We start from the raw sequence: 15,813 nt of genomic DNA, 5'->3' as shown, positions 1-15,813 counted from the left end.
CCATTCTTCTCTGGACCCGACTGCGCGTTGAGAAAGCCCCGCCTGCGGCTGGTATACTGCCCGGCATCCCTTATAGCTACGGGCCGGACAGCATGAGCGACAGGACCACCCATTTCGGTTTCAGGCAGGTGCCCCTCGAGGAGAAGGCACGCCAGGTGCGTGGCGTGTTCGACTCGGTGGCCGACAAGTACGATGTCATGAACGACCTGATGTCGCTCGGCATCCACCGGCTGTGGAAACGCTTCACTCTCGAGCGCAGCGGCGTACGCCGCGGCCAGCGGGTGCTGGACATCGCCAGCGGCACCGGCGACCTGGCCGCACGCTTTGCACGCATGGTCGGCCCGGAGGGCGAGGTGGTCGTCTCCGACATCAACGCCAGCATGCTGGAACAGGGCCGCCGCCGGCTGCTCGACCAGGGCGTGGCGGGCAATATCGAGTACGTCCAGGCCGACGCCGAGCGCCTGCCCTTTCCCGACAACCACTTCGACTGCGTGAGCATCGCCTTCGGGCTGCGCAACGTCACGGACAAGGACGCCGCGCTGCGCGAGATGTATCGCGTCCTGCGGCCTGCCGGCCGGGTATTGATCCTGGAATTCTCGCAGGTGACCCTGCCGGGCTTCCGACCGCTCTACGATCTGTATTCCTTCCGCATGCTGCCCCTGATGGGCAAGCTCATCGCCAACGACGCCGCCAGCTACCAGTACCTGGCCGAATCCATCCGCATGCACCCCGATCAGGAAACGCTCAAGGGAATGATGCAGGCCGCCGGCTTCGAGCGGGCGGAGTATCACAACCTCAGCGGCGGCATCGTGGCCCTGCACCGGGGCTACAAGCTGTGACCCCGGCCCGCCCGCTGCAACGGCTGGGCGCCTTCGGCCTCGACCTGCTGCTGGTCCTGTTCGTGCTGGGGGCGGGCAACTGGCTGCTCTGGCTGCTCGGCCGCGGTGGGGTGGAAAACGGGCTGGACCACGCCTTCAGCAATCCCGCCGCCCCCCTGATCCTGACGGCGGCGCTGGTGCTGACCATCCTGCTGTTCTGGCTACGGCTGCAGGCCACCCCCGGCGCACTGCTGATCGGCATCCGCCTGGTGGATGGGCAGGGCAGACCGCCCGGCGCGCGACAGTGCCTGCTGCGCCTGCTGGCCTACATCCCCGCCCTGGCCGTGGCACTGCTCGGCATCCTGTGGATGCTGTGGGACCGCGAGCGGCGCGGCTGGCAGGATATCCTCTCCGGCACCCGGCTGGTGCAGGAGGACGAGGCGACCAGGAGCCTCGCCAGCCTCCTGCGAGAGGCCGGCGCATGAGCACCATCCTGACCGCCGCGCTGGAGACCGCGTTGAACCGCTACCTGGCCCTCGACCCCGAGGCCCGGGCGCGGCTGACACCGCTGGCAGGGCGGGTGATCGCGCTGGAGTTGCGCGGGCTGGGCCTGCGGCTGTTCTTTCTGCCCGGCGAGCATGACATCCAGATCCTGCAGCAGTGCGAGGACGCCGCGGATGCCACCATCGCCGGCACCCCGCTGGCCCTGGCCCGCCTGGCCCTGGCCGAACGGCCGGGCGAGGGCCTGTTCAGCGATGCGGTGGAGTTGCGCGGCGACACCGGCCTGGCCCAGCGCTTCCAGGCACTGCTGCAGTCGGTGCAGGTGGACTGGGAGGAACAGCTCGCCCGGCTGGTGGGCGACCAACTGGCGCACCAGACCGGCCGTGCCGTTCGCCACGGCCGCGACTACGCCTCCCGCACCTCCCGCACCCTGCGCGCGGACCTCAGCGAGTACCTGACCGAAGAGGCGCGACTGCTCCCGAGCCGGCCCGAGCTCGAACTCTTCCATGCCGACGTGGACGTGTTGCGCGACGACGTTGAACGCCTGGAGGCGCGGCTGCAACGGCTGGAGCGGAGGTTGTCGGAAAGTGAGTGACGGGGAACGCAGAGGACGCAGTTGTGTAGGTTGGGTTAGGCGCATAGCGCCGTAACCCAACACGTTGCAGCCGCGGCCTGTCGGGTTACGCTGCGCTAACCCGACCTACACGCTGCGTTACAGACGCAGAAGCATCCGGACACCCGTAGACACGCAACACAGAATAATCTGAACAGGACCCCGCATGCCCGGTTTTCGACAGCTCTGGCGTATCTTCACCATCCAGCTGGTGCTCATCCGCTACGGCCTGGACGAGGTGGTGTTCGCCATCCACCTGTTCCGGCCGTTCCGGTTCGTCCTCTACCTGCTGCCCTGGAACTGGTTTCATCGCAAGCGCGATCCGCGCGGGGTGCGCATCCGCCAGGCCCTGGAGGCGCTGGGACCGATCTATGTGAAATTCGGCCAGATCCTGTCCACCCGCCGCGACCTGCTGCCCGACGACATCGCCGCCGAACTGGCCCGGCTGCAGGACCGGGTACCGCCTTTCCCCTCGGAGCGCGCGCGCACCCTGATCGAATCGGCGCTGGGCCAGTCCATCGCCGAGAGCTTCGCCAGTTTCGAGGACACCCCGCTGGCCTCGGCCTCCATCGCCCAGGTCCACGCCGCCACCCTGCATGACGGGCGCGAGGCGGTGGTCAAGGTGGTACGCCCGGGCATCGAGCGCACCATCGCCAATGATGTCTCGCTGCTCTATTACATGGCGGGGCTGGCCGAACGCTATTCGCGCGAGGCGCGCCGCCTGCGGCCGGTGGAGGTGGTGCAGGAGTTCGAGACCACCATCATGGACGAGCTGGATCTGCTGCGCGAGGCGGCCAATGCCTCGCAGCTGCGGCGCAACTTCAGCGACTCCGGGATGCTCTACGTCCCCGAGGTCTACTGGCCGCTGTGCCGGCGCAACGTCATGGTGATGGAACGCATCAGCGGCATCCCGGTCAGCGACATCGAGGCCCTGCGCCAGGCCGGCGTGGATCTGCAGCTGCTGTCCGAACGCGGGGTGGAGATCTTTTTCACTCAGGTGTTCAAGCACAATTTCTTCCACGCCGACATGCACCCGGGCAACATCTTCGTCGGCGCCGACAATCGCTACCTGGCGGTGGACTTCGGCATCATGGGTACGCTCAGCCCCGAGGACCAGCGCTACCTGGCCGAGAACTTCCTCGCCTTCTTCCGCCGCGACTATCACCGCGTGGCCGAACTGCATGTGGAGTCGGAGTGGGTGCCGCGCAGCACCCGGGTGGACGAGTTCGAGGCCGCCATCCGCACCGTCTGCGAGCCCATCTTCGAGCGTCCGCTCAAGGATATCTCCTTCGGCCAGCTGCTGCTGCGGCTGTTCCAGACCGCGCGCCGGTTCGACATGACGGTGCAGCCGCAGCTGGTGCTGCTGCAGAAGACGCTGCTCAACATCGAGGGCCTGGGCCGGCAGCTCAACCCCGAGCTCGATCTGTGGCGCACCGCCAAGCCCTTTCTGGAGCGCTGGATGAGCGAGCAGGTGGGGGCGCGCGCCTTCATCGGCAATCTCAAACAGAGCATTCCGCAATGGACCGAGGCCCTGCCGGAACTGCCCATGCTGATCCACCGCACCCTGAGCCAGGCCACCAACGGCAACCTCACTGTGCAATGGCAGTCCGAGGAGGTCAGAAAACTGCGTCACGAGTTGCGTCGCGCCAACCGGCGCAATGTGATGGCCATCACCGGCAGCGGCCTGATCGTCTCGGCCGCGCTGATCTATGGTCTGGACGGCTATGCCCCGCTCATGATCGGCGGCGCGCCGCTGCTGACCTGGGTGCTCGGGATTGCGGGGCTGGGGTTTCTGGTCAGCGCCTGGGGGGAATGAACCGGGTGCCAGGGCCAGGGGGAAACCGCAACCTGACGTAGGTCGGGTTAGCACAGCGTAACCCGACAGGCCACGGCGATTGTCGGGTTACGCCTTTCAGGCTAACCCGACCTACAAAACTCAACAACGCAGCCTGTAGGATGGGTGAAGCGCAGCGCAACCCATCGTTGTCCGCCGGCCGGTTGATGGGTCACAGCGCTGCACGCCTTCACCCATCCTACTCGACTACTCGTCACAAAACTCAGACCACCTGCGGCCGCTGCAGCGGCCCTTCCACCTCGATCCGTTTGGCCTGCCCGGCCAGCAGTTCGATCAGCGCCAGGGCGAAGTCCATGGCGGTGCCGGGGCCGCGCGAGGTGACGATCCTGCCGTCCTGCACCACGGCGTCGGTCTGATACTCCAGCCCGGCCACGCCGGCGCCGTCCAGGATACCGGGGAAACTGGTGGCCTTGCGGTTGTCCAGCAGGCCGGCACTGGCCAGCACCTTGGGCGCCGCGCAGATGGCGGCGACATAACGCTCGCGCTCGGTGTGCCGCCTGAGCATCTCGCGCAGCCGCGCATCGGCATCCAGATGATCGGCGCCGGGCAGGCCGCCGGGCAGCACGATCATGTCGAAGTCGCGGTCTTTCACCGTATCCAGGGTGGTGTCGGGCACCAGGACGGTACCGCGCGAGGCCTTGACCGGCTGCTCGTCCAGGCCGGCGGTGATCACCTCGATGCCGGCGCGACGCAGCAGATCGATCAGGGTGACGGCCTCGAGTTCTTCGCAGCCCTGGGCCAGGGGGATAAGGACAGTCGCCATTGGGAATCCCTCACATACTGTTGTTGCACCAGGCGTGACACCGGCACCAGGCGCACGTTGCGCTCGGCCAGCCGTGGCAGGGCCTCTTCCAGCACCCGCAGGGTGCTGGCATGCGGATGGCCGATGGCCACCGCGCTGCCCTGGCGACGGGCCAGTTGCAGCAGCCGCTCGAACTGGGCGCGCACCGCCTCGAGGCGGGGGTCATCGTCCAGGAACACGTCGCGCTCGATACTGGGCACGGCCTGCTCGCGGGCGATCTGGCGCGCGATGGTATGGCGGCTGGTGCGGCTGTCGACGAAATACAGGCCGCCGTGCTCGCGCAGGGCCTGCATCAGCCACAGCATGTGCCCGGGATGCCGGGTGAGCAGGCTGCCCATGTGATTGTTCACGCCCTGCACATGCGGCACCCGCCCGAGATTGTCCTCAAGTGTAGACAGGAAGGCCCGCTGCGTCATGTCCAGTTCCAACCCACCCGCGTCGAGACGGCGGGAATCCATGGCCTGCATCGGCAGATGCAGCAGGATCTCCCTGGCGCGGGCATGGGCGGCGCGGGCGAGGCTGTCGGTATGGGGGGCGTGCGGCAGGAAGGCGCAGGCGACCGGGCCGGGCAGGTCGAGTACGCGCCGGCCCGCCGCCAGCCGGCGGCCCATGTCGTCGATGATAATGGCGATCTCGGCCGGCCGGCCGGGGTCGCGGCCGGCCTCGGGCAGCCCCGAGGCGGCCGGTGCCAGCCCCGGCAGGCCGAGCAGCAGGAACAGTCCGCTGCGCAGCCAGGCCGGGAGTCGACTCACCGCATGCGCTCCGCCTGGATCACCAGCCCCTTGAGCAGATTGAGCGCCTCATAGAGCTGGTAATCGGTCTTGGCCAGAGGCTCCTCGCCCTCGCTCTCCTGATCCGCCGGCTGCTCGACGTTGTCGGTGCCGCTGCTGTCATCGGCATTGCCGTTGCGCAGATGACGCGAGAGGTTGGCTTCCTTGATCGGATCGAAACCGGAGTCGACCAGCGAGATGCGCACATCGTCGAGCTTGATGTCCGGCACGATGCCCTCGGCCTGGATGGAGGTCCCGTTGGGCGTGTAGTAGCGCGCCGTGGTGAGCTTGACCGCCGCCCCGTTGTTCAGCGGCACGATGGTCTGTACCGAGCCCTTGCCGAAGGTCTCGCGGCCGACGATGATGGCGCGGCGGTGATCCTGCAGCGCGCCGGCGACGATTTCGGAGGCCGAGGCCGAGCCCTGGTTGACCAGCACCACCAACGGCGCCCCCTCGATCACATCCCCGGGCGTGGCATTGAAGCGCAGACGCGAATCCGCCACCCGGCCCTCGGTGTAGACGATCAGGCCCTTGTCCAGGAAGGCGTCGGAGACGGAGACCGCCGCATTGAGCACGCCGCCGGGATTGTTGCGCAGATCCAGCACCAGCCCCTTGATCCCGCCATCGGCCTCCCGGCGCAGCTCGGAGACAGTGCGCGCCAGGCTGTCGCCGGTGGCGGCCTGGAACTGGGAGATGCGCACATAGCCGTAGCCGGGCTCCAGCATGCGACTCTTGACGCTCTTCACTTTGATGATAGCGCGGGTGATGACGATCTTGAGCGGCTTCTCCTCGCCCTCGCGCACCACCGTCAGGGTAATGTCCGAGCCGGGCTTGCCGCGCATGATCTTGACCGCCTCGCCCAGGCTCATCCCCTTCACCGGGGTGTCGTCGAGCCGGATGATGAGATCGCCGGCCTGGATACCGGCACGCTGGGCCGGGGTGTCGTCAATGGGGGCAATCACCTTGACGAAGCCGTCCTCCATGCCCACCTCGATGCCGAGGCCGCCGAACTCGCCGCTGGTACCGACCTGCAGTTCCTTGAACTGTTCCGGATCCAGATAGGCCGAATGCGGGTCGAGTCCGGTTAGCATGCCGCGGATCGCGCTCTCCAGCAGCTGTTTGTCCTCGACCGGCTCGACGTAGTCGTTCTTGATCCGGGCAAATACGTCGGACAGACCGCGCAACTCCTCCAGCGGCAGGCTGGCGGCGTCATTGTCGCGGTCGGCGAATACCCCCTGGCCCAGGCTCAGGGTGACACCCAGCACCACCCCCGTGGTGATCAGCGAAAGCTTCTGTATCGGTCTAGTCATCGTCCATCCATCGGCCCTGTCCGGGCTCTGTCAAAAAATTCCATTATAACAACAGGCTATATACACAGGTCCTGGGTGCGACCTTAGCACAGCGGCGGCGTGGCGCAAATCCTCTCGGGCATCAACGGCTTGCGCTAACGGGATGCCCTCTTGTCTGTCGGCTCACCGGCGCACCACTTGAGCGGATCGATCGGCTTCCCCTCGTGGCGCAGTTCGAAGTACAGCCCTGTCTCCAACGCTCCGCCGGTGTCGCCCACCCGGGCCAGCACCTCGCCGCCCTCGACCCAGTCACCCGGCTCGCGGAACAGGGCCTGGTTGTGGCCGTACAGGCTCATGTAACCGTCGCCGTGATCCACGATGATGAGCAGGCCGAAACCGCGCAGCCAATCGGCGAAGGCCACCCGGCCGCGGGAAACGGCCCGCACCGGATCGCCGTCCGCGGCGGCGATGTAGACGCCGCGCCAGCGCAGGCCACGGTGCTCACGGGCCTGGCCGAAGCGGTGGATCAACTTTCCCGCCACCGGCCAGGCCAGTTCACTGCGCAGGCTGGCGAAGGGGCGCTGGTGGCGGTCCAGTTCGCGCACATCGTCCAGGGCCCGGCGCAACTCCTCCAGCAACGCCTGCAGCCGCTGCTCGTCCTGCTCCATCCGGGCAAGCTGATCCTGGTCGGTCCGGATCTCCTTGCGCAGCCGAGCCAGCAGGGTACCGCGATCTGCCTGCTGGCGCTTCAGGTCCTGGTGCTGTTCGGCCCGCCGTGCCCGGGTGGCTTCCAGGGCGGCGAGCTGGGCATCGATGTCACGTTCAACGGCGGCCAGTTCCTGCAGGGCCTGACGGGCCCGGCTGACGGCCTCGGCCCGGTCCCGGGCCAGGTAGCGGTAATAGGTCAGGGTCCGGCCGAGGCGCTGGGGATCTTCCTGGTTCAGTACCAGTTTGATCGACTCCTGCCGGCCCAGCATGAAAGCGGTGCGCAGATACTGTTCCAGACCCTCGCGATGCTGCGCCAGTTCCCGGTCGAGCTGCGCCTGTTCCTGCTGCAGCGCCTGCAGCCGTGTCTGCTGGTGTTCGAGCCGCCGAGCGGTCTCGGCCAGTTCCCGCCGGGTCCGGGACAGCCGGGTCTCGACCTCGCGCAGCGACCGGTTGACCCGGGATTCCTCCGCCCGCGAGCGATCGAGCTTGTGTTCGATGGCCTGGATGCGGTCGCGCAGCGCCTCCAGCCGGGCCGATGCCTGTTCGGGATCGAGTTGCGCCTCGGCAGCAGCGGGGTGAGGCAGGCCGGCCAGCAACAGGGCCAGCAGGAGCGGGCGCAGGGCCGGGTCAGGCCTCACGGCGCTCCATTGCGGTGGGCGCCTGCTGGTCCTCGAGTTCGACCAGGCTGGTGCCGGTCATTTCCATGGGCTGCTCCAGCCCCATCAGATAAAGCATGGTGGGTGCGACATCGCACAGCGACCCGGTCGAGGCCAGGGTGGCGCTGCGGCCGATATAGACAAAAGGCACCAGGTTGGAGGTATGGGCCGTGTGGGCCTGGCCGGTGCCCTCGCCCTGCATCTGTTCGGCGTTGCCGTGATCGGCGGTGATGAGCATTTCGCCGCCGACCTCGCGCAGCGACTCGTAGACCCGGCCCAGGCACTTGTCCAGCGCCTCGATGGCCTTGACCGCGGCCTCGTAGTTGCCGGTATGACCGACCATGTCCGGATTGGCGTAGTTGCAGATGATGACATCGTACTTCTTGCCCTGGATGGCCTCGACCAGCCGGTCGGTCACCTCGTGGGCGCTCATCTCCGGCTGCAGGTCATAGGTGGCGACCATGGGGGAGGGGACCAGAATGCGATCCTCGCCCTCGTAGGGCTCCTCCACGCCGCCGTTGAAGAAGAAGGTGACGTGGGCATATTTCTCGGTCTCGGCCAGGCGCAGCTGGTGCATGCCCAGTCGGGACAGGTAGGCGCCGAAGACGTTCTCCAGCCGCTCCGGCGGGAAGGCCACCGGGATGTCGAATTCGGAGTTGTATTCGGTGAGGCTGACGAAGCGCCCCAGTTTCGGCACCACTTCGCGCTCGAAGCCGTCGAAGTCGGGCTCGATGAAGGGCCGGGTGATCTGGCGGGCGCGGTCGGAGCGGTAGTTCATGAACACCACCACATCGCCGTCCTCGATGTGCACCGGGGCCTCACCCTCGGGCACGATGGCCGTGGCCTGGACGAACTCGTCGCCCTCGTCGCGCGCATAGGCCATCTGCAGACCGGTGGCGGCATCCGGGGCCTGGAACTCCGCCTTGCCCTGGGTAATGACATCGTAGGCGGCCTGGATGCGCGGCCAGCGGTGATCGCGGTCCATGGCATAGTAGCGCCCGACAATGGAGGCGAAGCGGCCACCGCCGAACTCGCGGAACTTCTCTTCCATCTTCTCGATGGAATCGGCCGCGCTGCGCGGCGGGGTATCGCGCCCGTCCAGGAAGGCGTGCATGTAGACCTGCCTGGCCCCGCGCTGGACCGCCAGTTCGGCCATCGCATGGATGTGGCATTCGTGGCTGTGCACGCCGCCGGGTGAGAGCAGGCCGAGGATATGCACGGCCTTGTCGCTGTCGATCGCCAGGTCGACCGCGTCGGTCAGGGTCTGGTTGGTGTAGAAGGAGCCGGTCTTGATGGCGCGGCTGACGCGGGTGAACTCCTGATAGACCACGCGGCCGGCGCCCAGGTTGAGATGCCCGACTTCGGAGTTGCCCATCTGGTCGCCGGGCAGACCCACGGCCGCGCCCGAGGTGCGGATCAGGGTATGCGGATAGTCATTCCACAGGTGATTCCACACCGGCGTGCGAGCATTGGCGATGGCATTGGAGTCGGTTTCCTCGCGATAGCCCCAGCCATCCAGGATCAGCAAAACCAGCGGTTTTGGCGCAGCAGGCATCGTATTACTCAAGTCGGCTCCCAAGTTTAGATTAAGTCTAACCCGAATCCGGTTCGGCAACCAGTGCGCGCGCGTCCATTGCCCCGGCGCGGTTGCCCCACTTTTCAAATGGCTTATTATTGTATAATGTTTTGATGATAAAAGTCAGTGCAGGCACCCCCGACATGACCGATCCATTGCCCGCAGCCTTCCCCCTGTGCTGCGCATTCAGCGAGGCGAGTTCCATGACATTAGAAGCGACCAGCGACGAACTGATCACACGCGAAGAAGACATCGATCGTGCCTCACGTTCCCTCAAAGCCATGTCCCATCCCCTACGGCTGAAGATCCTCTGCACCCTGGGTGACCAGGAAGTGAGCGTGCAGGAGATCGTCGAGCGGGTCGGCACCTCCCAAAGCAACATCTCCCAGCACCTGGCCATCCTGCGCGACAAGGGCATCCTCACCTCGCGCAAGGACGCCAATCGCGTGCATTATCGCGTCGGCGATGCGCGCACCCTGGCCCTGATCGGGATGATGCGCGAGGTCTTCTGCTCGAGCAGCTGAAGCCCGAAACGCCGCCGAACACCGGTGCCGGCCGCATGGCCGTCACCCGCCACTTGCACTGAACCTCCGGCCTTCTCATGTCGCAGTTTGTTGAATTCGTTGTAAATCACTGGATCCTCTGGAGCGCCTTCTTCGTCCTGCTCGGCCTGCTGCTGGGCGGCGAGATCCAGCGCCGCCGCTATGGTATTCCCCAGGTCGGCCCCAACCAGGCCATCCAGATCCTCAATCGCGACGGCGCCCTGTTGCTGGACGTACGCGAGGACAAGGAACTCGCCGAGACCGGCCGCATCCCCAACGCCAGGCATATCCCGCTGGGTCAGCTCAGCCAGCGCCTGGCGGAACTCAAGACCGGGAAGGACAAACCCGTGGTGGCCTACTGCCGCAGCGGCAGCCGCTCCAACAAGGCGGCCACCCAGCTGCGCAAGGCCGGCTACACGCAGGTCTACAACCTGGCCGGCGGCATCCTGGCCTGGGAAAATGCCAACCTTCCCCTCAGCAGGAAGTAAAGCACCATGTCCAAGGTTGTCATGTACTGCACCCCCTACTGCCCCTACTGCGTGCGGGCGCGCATGCTGCTGACGTCCAAGGGGGCCGAGTTCGAGGAAATCCGCATCGACCTGGAGCCCAACCGGCGGGAGGAAATGGAAAGCCGCGCCGGGGGCCGCACCTCGGTGCCGCAGATCTTCATCGGCGAGCATCACATCGGCGGCTGCGACGAACTCTATGCACTGGAGTCGCAGGGCAGGCTGGATCCGCTGCTGGCGGAGTGAGCCGCGGGCTTGCCGGGGGTCGGACATCTGTCACAATTAGCCGCTAGAATAACGTGCCGTACAAGGCCGCCTCACCCCTACTACAAAACCAAGACGGAACCGTTCTCATGAGTGAAGCCAACGCCGACGACAAGCAATTCGCCATCCAGAAAATCTACGTCAAGGACCTCTCATTCGAGACGCCCAACAGCCCGGCCGTGTTTACCGAGCAATGGAAGCCCGAGGTCAATCTCAACCTCAACACCGAATCCCACGGCATTGCCGAGAATGTCTACGAGGTGGTACTGAAACTCACTGTCACCGCCACCCAGGGCGAGAAAACCACCTATCTGGCCGAGGTGCAGCAGGCCGGCATCTTCACCATGGCCGGTTTCAGCGAAGACGAGATCAAACCGATGCTGGGCGCCTTCTGCCCCAACACCCTCTATCCCTTCGCCCGGGAAACCGTGGCCGACCTGATCCAGCGCGGCGGCTTCCCGCCCCTGCTGCTGGCGCCGATCAACTTCGATGCCCTCTACGCCCAGCAGGTCAACGAGGTCCAGGCCCAGGTCACCGATCCCACCACCGCCGGACACTGATCCCGCCCGGCCACGACGATGAATCCGGATATCGCGGTCCTCGGCGCCGGCTCCTGGGGCACGGCGCTGGCCATCCTGCTGGCCCGCAACGGCCACCGGGTCCGGCTCTGGGGGCATGAACCGGCGGCCATGCAGGCCATGGCCAGCGCCGGCGAGAACCCTGACTACCTCCCCGGCATCGCCTTCCCGCCGGGGCTGGAAGCGGTCGCCGACCTGGAGGCCGCCCTGGCTGCGGAGGACCTGCTGATCGTCGTCCCCAGCCACGCCTTCCGTGAAGTCCTGCAGCAGATCCGTGACCGGGCCCGCACGCTCGGACGCATCCTCTGGGGCACCAAGGGCCTGGAGATGGCCAGCGGCAAGCTGCTGCACCAGGTCGCCGCCGAGGTCCTCGGCGAGCAGGTCGCCTGCGCCGTGGTCTCCGGCCCCACCTTCGCCCGCGAAGTCGCCCGGGGTCTGCCCACCGCCGCCACCGTGGCCGCGCCGGACCCGGCCGTTGCCGGTCACTTCGCCGCCCTGTTGCGGGGCGAGACCTTCCGTGCCTACACCAGTGATGACAGCATCGGGCTGGAACTCGGAGGGGCGATCAAGAATGTGCTGGCCATCGCCGCCGGCATCTCCGACGGCCTGGGTTTCGGCGCCAACAGCCGCGCGGCGCTGATCACCCGCGGCCTGGTGGAAATGATGCGTCTGGGCGAGGCCCTGGGCGGGCAGCGCGAGACCTTCATGGGTCTGAGCGGCATCGGCGACCTGGTGCTGACCTGCACCGACGACCAGTCGCGCAACCGCCGTCTGGGTCTGGCGCTGGGCGCCGGGCGCAGTCGCGCCGAGGCCGAGGCGGAGATCCGCCAGGTGGTGGAGGGGGCAGATACGGCGCGCGAGATCCACAACATCGGCCGCGCCCATGCGGTCGAGATGCCGATCTGCGAACAGGTCTACAAGGTCCTGTATGAAGGCCATTCGCCGCAGGCCGCGGTGCATGACCTGCTGGCGCGCGAACCCAAGCCCGAAACCCTGGGCTGAGATATCGGGATCAGCGGTTACAGTGCCCGCACCGGCAATCCCTACTCGTCGCGGGAAGTCTGCGCCTGGGCCTCGGCCCGCTTGATGTCCTCGGGCAGCATCTGCAGCGCCAGTTCGAACAGGGCCTCGCGGGCACTGTCGTCGCCGAGCATGATGGCGCGCAGGTAATGGTGATAGGCGGCCTGAGGATCGCGCGCCAGGCCGCGCCCGGTCTCGCAGGCCCAGCCCAGTCCCTTGACCGCGTTGGCGCAGCCCAGGTGCGCGGCCCGCTGCCACCAGGTTACGGCAACATCATCATTCTGTTCGATCCCGATGCCCTTGTGGTAGTGCCAGCCGAGGAAATGCATGCCCATGGCATCGCCTTCGCCGGCGAGTTGACGGGCGAGGGCGAAGGAGTCCTGGAACCGGCCCTGCTCCAGGGCCGATACCGCCCGCTTGAAGCGGGGATCGTCAGGGATTTCCATCGTCATGTCTATGGTCCCGATAGGTTTGGGCCTGTTCTGACTTTACGCCATAACGGGCCGGCATAACACCCGGACTGAGGCGGTTCCGGGCCTGTGCCTGATTTCGAATCGATTATACCGGGATCGACCGCCGAACACCTGAAACCCTGCCTTCTGCAGTCAATCTCAGGGCAGCGGCCGGTCGAGGACACGGTACTGCAGTGCTTCGCTCAGATGCGCCAGCGCCAGCGCCTCGGCGCCAGCCAGATCGGCGATGGTGCGCGCCACCCGCAGCACCCGGTGGGCGGCGCGGGCGGACAGATCCAGACGCTCGATCGCCTGCTGCAGGAAGCGCTGCAGCTCCGGCACGAGGTCGCAGTCCCGCGTCAGGGCGCGCACCTCCAGGCGGGCGTTGACCCGACCCGCGCGACGCTGCTGAGCTGCGCGCGCCGCCAGCACCCGCTCCCGCACCACCGCGCTGGGTTCGCCGCCGCCGGCGCTCTGCCAGTCCAGCGCCTGGCGCGGCACCTCGATCTGCAGATCGAAGCGGTCCAGCAGCGGCCCGGACAGGCGACCGCGGTAACGTCGGATCTGGTCCGGGCTGCAGCGGCAGGCCCGGGTGGGATCACCGTGGTAGCCGCAGGGGCAGGGGTTCATGGCGGCCACCAGCTGAAAGCGGGCCGGGAACTCGGCCTGACGGGCGGCGCGCGAGATGGTGATGCTGCCGGTCTCAAGCGGCTCGCGCAGCGCCTCCAGCACCCGGCGCTCGAACTCGGCCAGCTCGTCGAGGAACAACACCCCATTGTGCGCCAGCGAAATCTCGCCGGGGCGGGGATTGGATCCGCCGCCGACCAGGGCCACGGCCGAGGCAGTGTGGTGCGGGGCCCGGAAGGGACGGCGGCCCCAGGCGCCTGGGTCGATGCGGCAGCCGCAGATGGAGCGCAAGGCGGCCGTCTCCACCGCCTCGGCCGCATCCAGCGCCGGGAGGATGCCGGGCAGGCGCTGGGCCAGCAGGGTCTTGCCGGTCCCGGGCGGGCCGACCATCAGCAGACTGTGACCGCCGGCGGCAGCGATCTCCAGCACCCGGCGGGCCTGGGCCTGGCCCCGCACCTCGGCCAGATCGGGCAAGGGGGTGTCCGGGCCCGCAGCGCCGGCGCAAACGCGGGCCGGCTCTAATGACTGATCTTCACGCAGGTAAGCGGTCACCGCCAGCAGATGGCCCGCCTGCAGCGCACGCCCGTCGGCGACCAGCGCGGCCTCGGCGGCGTTGGCCTCGGGCACGACCAGGGTCCGCCCGGCCTGCCGGCACTGCAGGGCACAGGGCAGCACGCCGGTGACCGGGCGCAGTTCGCCGGACAGTGACAGTTCGCCGGTGAATTCGTGATCCTGCAGCGGCTCAGGGGGAAGTTGTCGGGAGGCGGCCAGAATGCCCAGCGCGATGGCCAGATCAAAACGCCCGCCTTCCTTGGGCAGGTCGGCCGGGGCCAGGTTGATGGTGATGCGGCGGGCCGGAAACTCGAAACCGCTGTTCATCAACGCGGCACGTACCCGGTCCTTGCTCTCGCGCACCGCCGTCTCCGGCAGACCCACGATGGACAGACCCGGCAGGCCGTTGCTCAGGTGGACCTCGACGCTGACCAGCGGCGCGGCGATCCCCAGCTGGGCGCGGCTGTAGACCACGGCCAGTGACATGGCTTCCCTTCCTCTGTCCATCCTGCGTCCGTGCAGGGTTTCATCTTCAAACCGCAAAGGCGAAGAAGGCGCGCGAAGGTTCAGAGAACCCGCAACGTCACAGGATCACGATTTCGATGGATCCTTCACGCGCCTTGGGCAACTTTGCGGTTCAGTGTTTTTCCGGTCCGACAAAACAGGCCTGGATAACGGACAGGAGGGGTCTCAACCGCCGTCCATATCCTCGCCGGAGCCGTCCGCGGCATTGTCCTGCGGCGACTGTCCCAACACCCGGCGCTCCAGTTCGGCCACACGCGCGTTCATGGCGTCCAGCTTCTCGCGGGTGCGGGCCAGTACGGCGGCCTGCACCTCGAACTCCTCGCGGGTGACCAGGTCGAGCCGCTCCAGGGCCGAAGCCAGTGCGCCGCGCAGGTTCTTGTCCAGGTCCGACTGCAGGGACTTCACCCCGGCAGGCATGGCCTGGCTGAGCCGCTGGGCAATCTCGTCAAGTATCTTGGGATCCGGCATGTTCGCCACTCTAGCGCATGCACACCCCGGGGGTCCAGCCGACCCATGCAGCCCGCACCATTGTGGTGCCAACTGCCGGTGCAGCCCGCAACCGGACTCACCATCCTGGTGCACGCTCCCCTCCTCAGTTCCACACATCCTCTCCATCCATATGTAATCAATAGCAATTTTTTAATGGCACGGCTTCTGCAATGACCCGGGTGTCGTGATTACCCGTGCAGGCACCGGTGTGGACACACCAGCGATCCCCACCGCAGCCAGATCGGAACCACCCGCACAACTCAGTGACCCGCTGCAGCCGACGACGGCCGGGGTCCCGGGCTCAAGGAGACGATTCAAATGAAGTTAGTAACGGCAATCATCAAGCCCTTCAAGCTGGACGATGTACGCGAGGCACTGTCCGAGATCGGGGTGCAGGGCGTCACCGTCACAGAGGTCAAGGGCTTCGGACGGCAGAAGGGCCACACCGAGCTGTACCGCGGCGCGGAATACGTCGTGGACTTCCTGCCGAAGGTCAAACTCGAAGTCGCAGTCAACGACGATCTGCTCGACCGCGTGCTGGAGGCCATCAGCAAGGCGGCCAATACCGGCAAGATCGGCGACGGCAAGATCTTCGTCTACGAGCTTGAGCAGGCCATTCGCATCCGTACCGGCGAAACCGGTCCGGACGCGCTCTGATCATCAACGATTT

The 15,813-nt window shown here is 66.8% G+C and carries 18 protein-coding genes; 10 read left to right on the top strand and 8 right to left on the bottom strand.

The window, feature by feature from the left end:
• Window positions 1-92: 92 nt before the first annotated feature.
• From ubiE to ubiB, 4 genes are all read left to right on the top strand, one after another.
• Window positions 93-839 (top strand): bifunctional demethylmenaquinone methyltransferase/2-methoxy-6-polyprenyl-1,4-benzoquinol methylase UbiE, encoded by a 747-nt coding sequence (gene ubiE / locus CFK21_RS01435; protein WP_096364023.1) that lies wholly within the window; start codon window positions 93-95, stop codon window positions 837-839.
• Entirely contained in the window at window positions 836-1,303 is a 468-nt protein-coding gene (locus CFK21_RS01430) for an RDD family protein (RefSeq protein WP_096364021.1), read from the top strand. Before ubiE ends, CFK21_RS01430 begins: the two co-directional genes overlap by 4 nt.
• Window positions 1,300-1,914 (top strand): ubiquinone biosynthesis accessory factor UbiJ, encoded by a 615-nt coding sequence (locus CFK21_RS01425; protein ID WP_096364019.1) that lies wholly within the window; start codon window positions 1,300-1,302, stop codon window positions 1,912-1,914. The genes CFK21_RS01430 and CFK21_RS01425 overlap by 4 nt, the downstream gene beginning before the upstream one ends.
• 184 nt (window positions 1,915-2,098) lie before the next feature.
• Window positions 2,099-3,748 (top strand): ubiquinone biosynthesis regulatory protein kinase UbiB, encoded by a 1,650-nt coding sequence (gene ubiB / locus CFK21_RS01420; RefSeq protein WP_096364017.1) that lies wholly within the window; start codon window positions 2,099-2,101, stop codon window positions 3,746-3,748.
• Window positions 3,749-3,989: 241 nt separating this feature from the next.
• Here the strand turns inward: ubiB and CFK21_RS01415 are convergent, their stop codons facing one another.
• From CFK21_RS01415 to gpmI, 5 genes are all read right to left on the bottom strand, one after another.
• A complete protein-coding gene (locus CFK21_RS01415; protein WP_096364015.1) occupies window positions 3,990-4,550 on the bottom strand; it encodes a DJ-1 family glyoxalase III in 561 nt (186 codons plus the stop codon).
• Window positions 4,490-5,341 (bottom strand): divergent polysaccharide deacetylase family protein, encoded by an 852-nt coding sequence (locus CFK21_RS01410; protein WP_096364013.1) that lies wholly within the window; start codon window positions 5,339-5,341, stop codon window positions 4,490-4,492. The genes CFK21_RS01415 and CFK21_RS01410 overlap by 61 nt, the downstream gene beginning before the upstream one ends.
• A complete protein-coding gene (locus CFK21_RS01405) occupies window positions 5,338-6,669 on the bottom strand; it encodes a S41 family peptidase (RefSeq protein WP_096364011.1) in 1,332 nt (443 codons plus the stop codon). The genes CFK21_RS01410 and CFK21_RS01405 overlap by 4 nt, the downstream gene beginning before the upstream one ends.
• A gap of 134 nt (window positions 6,670-6,803) precedes the next feature.
• Window positions 6,804-7,994, bottom strand: coding sequence for a murein hydrolase activator EnvC family protein (locus CFK21_RS01400; RefSeq protein WP_096364009.1), 1,191 nt, complete (start codon window positions 7,992-7,994; stop codon window positions 6,804-6,806).
• Window positions 7,984-9,567 (bottom strand): 2,3-bisphosphoglycerate-independent phosphoglycerate mutase, encoded by a 1,584-nt coding sequence (gene gpmI, locus CFK21_RS01395; protein ID WP_096364007.1) that lies wholly within the window; start codon window positions 9,565-9,567, stop codon window positions 7,984-7,986. Before gpmI ends, CFK21_RS01400 begins: the two co-directional genes overlap by 11 nt.
• A gap of 224 nt (window positions 9,568-9,791) precedes the next feature.
• Here gpmI and CFK21_RS01390 point away from each other — a divergent pair, with 224 nt between their 5' ends.
• The 5 genes from CFK21_RS01390 to CFK21_RS01370 all read left to right on the top strand — a co-directional run bounded on the left by CFK21_RS01390 (window position 9,792) and on the right by CFK21_RS01370 (window position 12,480).
• Complete coding sequence (locus tag CFK21_RS01390; RefSeq protein ID WP_096367436.1) at window positions 9,792-10,112, top strand: ArsR/SmtB family transcription factor; 321 nt, start codon at window positions 9,792-9,794, stop codon at window positions 10,110-10,112.
• Between the two features lie 77 nt (window positions 10,113-10,189).
• Window positions 10,190-10,618, top strand: a complete 429-nt coding sequence (locus CFK21_RS01385) for a rhodanese-like domain-containing protein (RefSeq protein ID WP_096364005.1) — start codon at window positions 10,190-10,192, stop codon at window positions 10,616-10,618.
• A 6-nt stretch (window positions 10,619-10,624) separates the two neighbouring features.
• A complete protein-coding gene (gene grxC, locus CFK21_RS01380; RefSeq protein ID WP_096364003.1) occupies window positions 10,625-10,882 on the top strand; it encodes a glutaredoxin 3 in 258 nt (85 codons plus the stop codon).
• Between the two features lie 107 nt (window positions 10,883-10,989).
• Window positions 10,990-11,460 carry a protein-export chaperone SecB gene (secB, locus tag CFK21_RS01375; protein WP_096364001.1) on the top strand — a complete coding sequence of 157 codons (471 nt, stop codon included), beginning with the start codon at window positions 10,990-10,992 and terminating at the stop codon, window positions 11,458-11,460.
• An 18-nt stretch (window positions 11,461-11,478) separates the two neighbouring features.
• Window positions 11,479-12,480: an NAD(P)H-dependent glycerol-3-phosphate dehydrogenase gene (locus CFK21_RS01370; protein ID WP_096363999.1), complete on the top strand. Its 1,002-nt coding sequence runs from the start codon at window positions 11,479-11,481 to the stop codon at window positions 12,478-12,480.
• 41 nt (window positions 12,481-12,521) lie between these two features.
• Here the strand turns inward: CFK21_RS01370 and CFK21_RS01365 are convergent, their stop codons facing one another.
• From CFK21_RS01365 to ubiK, 3 genes are all read right to left on the bottom strand, one after another.
• Window positions 12,522-12,950: a tetratricopeptide repeat protein gene (locus CFK21_RS01365; protein ID WP_096363997.1), complete on the bottom strand. Its 429-nt coding sequence runs from the start codon at window positions 12,948-12,950 to the stop codon at window positions 12,522-12,524.
• A 159-nt stretch (window positions 12,951-13,109) separates the two neighbouring features.
• Complete coding sequence (locus tag CFK21_RS01360) at window positions 13,110-14,615, bottom strand: YifB family Mg chelatase-like AAA ATPase (RefSeq protein ID WP_096363995.1); 1,506 nt, start codon at window positions 14,613-14,615, stop codon at window positions 13,110-13,112.
• 204 nt (window positions 14,616-14,819) lie between these two features.
• Window positions 14,820-15,122, bottom strand: a complete 303-nt coding sequence (ubiK, locus tag CFK21_RS01355) for a ubiquinone biosynthesis accessory factor UbiK (RefSeq protein ID WP_096363993.1) — start codon at window positions 15,120-15,122, stop codon at window positions 14,820-14,822.
• 339 nt (window positions 15,123-15,461) lie between these two features.
• Between ubiK and glnK the strand changes: the two genes are divergently transcribed.
• Window positions 15,462-15,800, top strand: coding sequence for a P-II family nitrogen regulator (glnK, locus tag CFK21_RS01350; protein ID WP_096363991.1), 339 nt, complete (start codon window positions 15,462-15,464; stop codon window positions 15,798-15,800).
• The last annotated feature ends 13 nt before the right edge of the window (window positions 15,801-15,813 follow it).

This window comes from Thiohalobacter thiocyanaticus, from assembly GCF_002356355.1.
Classification (GTDB): Bacteria; Pseudomonadota; Gammaproteobacteria; order Thiohalobacterales; family Thiohalobacteraceae; genus Thiohalobacter; species Thiohalobacter thiocyanaticus_A.
Note: the sequence above shows the minus strand (reverse complement) of the source record. Positions and strands in the feature narration are given on the sequence as shown.

Bases quoted from the DNA above. Each gene is read 5' to 3' on its own strand.
- CFK21_RS01370 (WP_096363999.1), top strand. From the start codon at position 11,479: ATGAATCCGGATATCGCGGTCCTCGGCGCCGGCTCCTGGGGCACGGCG.
- CFK21_RS01405 (WP_096364011.1), bottom strand. From the start codon at position 6,669: ATGACTAGACCGATACAGAAGCTTTCGCTGATCACCACGGGGGTGGTG.
- grxC (WP_096364003.1), top strand. From the start codon at position 10,625: ATGTCCAAGGTTGTCATGTACTGCACCCCCTACTGCCCCTACTGCGTG.
- CFK21_RS01385 (WP_096364005.1), top strand. From the start codon at position 10,190: ATGTCGCAGTTTGTTGAATTCGTTGTAAATCACTGGATCCTCTGGAGC.
- gpmI (WP_096364007.1), bottom strand. From the start codon at position 9,567: ATGCCTGCTGCGCCAAAACCGCTGGTTTTGCTGATCCTGGATGGCTGG.
- CFK21_RS01390 (WP_096367436.1), top strand. From the start codon at position 9,792: ATGACATTAGAAGCGACCAGCGACGAACTGATCACACGCGAAGAAGAC.
- ubiK (WP_096363993.1), bottom strand. From the start codon at position 15,122: ATGCCGGATCCCAAGATACTTGACGAGATTGCCCAGCGGCTCAGCCAG.
- CFK21_RS01360 (WP_096363995.1), bottom strand. From the start codon at position 14,615: ATGTCACTGGCCGTGGTCTACAGCCGCGCCCAGCTGGGGATCGCCGCG.
- CFK21_RS01415 (WP_096364015.1), bottom strand. From the start codon at position 4,550: ATGGCGACTGTCCTTATCCCCCTGGCCCAGGGCTGCGAAGAACTCGAG.
- ubiE (WP_096364023.1), top strand. From the start codon at position 93: ATGAGCGACAGGACCACCCATTTCGGTTTCAGGCAGGTGCCCCTCGAG.
- ubiB (WP_096364017.1), top strand. From the start codon at position 2,099: ATGCCCGGTTTTCGACAGCTCTGGCGTATCTTCACCATCCAGCTGGTG.
- glnK (WP_096363991.1), top strand. From the start codon at position 15,462: ATGAAGTTAGTAACGGCAATCATCAAGCCCTTCAAGCTGGACGATGTA.
- secB (WP_096364001.1), top strand. From the start codon at position 10,990: ATGAGTGAAGCCAACGCCGACGACAAGCAATTCGCCATCCAGAAAATC.
- CFK21_RS01425 (WP_096364019.1), top strand. From the start codon at position 1,300: ATGAGCACCATCCTGACCGCCGCGCTGGAGACCGCGTTGAACCGCTAC.
- CFK21_RS01365 (WP_096363997.1), bottom strand. From the start codon at position 12,950: ATGACGATGGAAATCCCTGACGATCCCCGCTTCAAGCGGGCGGTATCG.